The following is a 2,527-nucleotide window of genomic DNA, read 5'->3' on the forward strand; positions in this document are numbered from 1 at the left end:
CCAGTGGCGAGCCACACCTTCACACCGCTCGGGACCGGGATCATCGCCGCTCCAGAACATCGAGGATCCGGCCGAGCGCCTCGCTATCGATATCACTCTCGACCCGCAGGCGACGGGCGCCGCCAAGCTCGATGGTCACCGTGCTGCTCTTCTTGCGCGATCGCGACATCGGTGGTTGCTGCGCAGGCGGTTGCGGCGCCGGCCGCGCCTCGACGACTTCCGCCGCAACGAGCTGTGGCACGGTCGGCGCGGAGATCTGGCAGAGCTCCTTGCGCCACCGGAAAAGCTGGCTCACATGAATGCCAGCCGATCGCGCGATCTCGGAAACACTGGCCCCAGGCTCAAACGTCGCGGCGACCAGCCGCTCCTTCTCCTCCCGAGACCAGCGCCGGCGCCGCTCGACCGACGTGATCACTTCGATCTGATGCTTCGTCACAGGGCTACTCCTAGTGCTTGCACTAGGACTTGCACCCTTCAGCCTACCTCAGCAAGGCGGCCGTCACCGAGGGGAAACGCAGTAAATGAAATTCGGCGTCACCGAGCGTTTCTCGGACCAGATAGGGCAAGATTGCCGCCCAAGAAGACAGTATGGTCCCCAGAATCCCGAAAATCGCGGACAGCGTCAAGCTGGTCCGCGGTCCAGTACTCGTCGTGTCCAACAGCTACCAGGGCAAGAGCCCTGTGGAGAAACTGCTTACGCTGTGTTCGGCCAAATCGGATGTGAGGGCCTATTGCTTGACGCGATCCCCATTTGGATCAAAAAACGCGCGAAGCGATGCGTCGGCTGCGTAGAGGCTACCGGCTATTTCGATTTCCCACCGACTGCTTTCTACGAATTCCTTGGTGACACCGGCGGCGTGGGTTATATAACCAATCCCGAGCGACGTGCCGAGCGTAAAGCTCTTCGCACCGGAGGAAATATAACCAATTATTTTACCATCGCAACGAATCGGCTCTTCATGGAATAGAACCGGTTTCGGATCGCGAAGCTTGAAGGAAACTAGCCGTTTCTTTAGTATCCCGCTACTTTTCTGAGCGGCGACTGCCTCCTTACCGACAAAGCCACCCTCCTTATTCCAATCAATCGTAAATCCTAGGCCGGCCTCGAGCAATGTGTCGACTGGAGTGAGATCAAGTTGATATTCCCGATAAGCCCGTTCGCACCGCAGATGTTCAAGCGCATGATATCCAGCAGCCATGAGACCATACGCCTGGCCGGCATCCCAAAGAACATCGAAAACATGCTGCGCCATCTCCGTCGGAATATGAAGTTCCCACCCAAGCTCCCCAATAAACGTCAGCCTGTTGGCTATCACCCGAGCATAACCGACATCAATTTCCTGACTGGTTGCGAATGGGAACGCTGAATTTGCCAGATCTGCATCGGTAACTTGAGACAGAATCTCGCGCGATTTCGGACCCTGTAATGACAGGACCGCATATGCCGAGGTGACATCCGTGATCGTGACATTCAATTCATCTGTGATATGCCGGCTAATCCATGCCTTATCTCTGGGATGGACGGTGGACGAGGAAATGATGAGAAACTCTGTTTGCGATAGGCGGTTCACTGTTATGTCCGTCTCTATCCCCCCTTTCTCATTAAGCATATGAGTATAGACGAGCTTCCCGATTGGTACATCCACATTCCCCGCGCAAAGCCACTGTAGGAAGCGACATGCATCGCGACCTTGCACCAAATGCTTGCCGAATGAGCTCTGATCTACCAAGATGGCGCCGTTGCGGGCTGCCTTGCACTCTTGACTGGTATATTTGAACCAGTTCGGCTCGTCGTAGGAATAGACGTTTTTGGTCGATTGTCCCTCACCAGCGAACCACATCGGACGCTCCCAGCCCATTCCTTCGCCAAAGCTGGCCCCAAGCTTCGCCCAGCGGTCGTGAAGCGGACTTTTTCGAACACCGCGGGACGTCTCCGGCTGGTGAGAGGGCCAGTGTATCTTGTAGTGGAGGCCCAGCACTTCGGCCGTGCGATCATGCAAATATCGTTTGTTGATCTGGAAGGGGTGAAACCGCGCGACATCGACGGAGCTGATATCCATCTGCGGCTGGCCCGCGATGATCCACTCCGCCAGAGCTCGTCCGGTTCCAGCGGCAGCCTCGATGCCCCCAGAGTTATAGCCAGCTGACACGAAGAGGTTCCTTAGGCCGGGAATTTCCCCAATCATAAACAGGAGGTCGGGCGTGAAACTTTCGGGACCATTGAAAAACTTGGCAATACCGGCTTTCGCCAGATCAGGAACTATCTCTATCGCTTTCGTCATCGGCAACTCAAAGTGCTCCCAATCTTCCGGAAGCTCGATGAACGCCGTATCTTTCGGAAGTCTGTCCATCGGAAGCGGCTTCCCCCAAGGCTCTAGCGCACCCACGAGCAACTTCCTTGTGTCTTCTTTCAAGTAGATGTAGCCATCTGTATCGCGCAGGACCGGCAAATTCGGCGTTACAAAATCCAACGGCTCGGTAACAACATAGAAATGCTCAGCCGCATAAAGAGGAATACGCACACCCA

The 2,527-nt window shown here is 55.8% G+C and carries 3 protein-coding genes; all 3 read right to left on the reverse strand.

The window, feature by feature from the left end:
* Window positions 1-40 precede the first annotated feature (40 nt).
* A complete protein-coding gene (tnpA, locus tag NKH36_RS34555; protein ID WP_352966280.1) occupies window positions 41-436 on the reverse strand; it encodes an IS66-like element accessory protein TnpA in 396 nt (131 codons plus the stop codon).
* Window positions 437-534: 98 nt separating this feature from the next.
* On the reverse strand, window positions 535-732 hold the full coding sequence (locus NKH36_RS34560) for a N,N-dimethylformamidase beta subunit family domain-containing protein (protein WP_352966283.1): 198 nt from the start codon (window positions 730-732) through the stop codon (window positions 535-537).
* On the reverse strand, window positions 729-2,527 hold a 1,799-nt coding region (locus NKH36_RS34565), incomplete at its 5' end, for a GcvT family protein (RefSeq protein WP_352966282.1). The genes NKH36_RS34565 and NKH36_RS34560, both read right to left, overlap by 4 nt.

The organism is Mesorhizobium sp. M1312, assembly GCF_040318115.1.
In the GTDB taxonomy this organism is placed as follows: Bacteria; Pseudomonadota; Alphaproteobacteria; order Rhizobiales; family Rhizobiaceae; genus Mesorhizobium.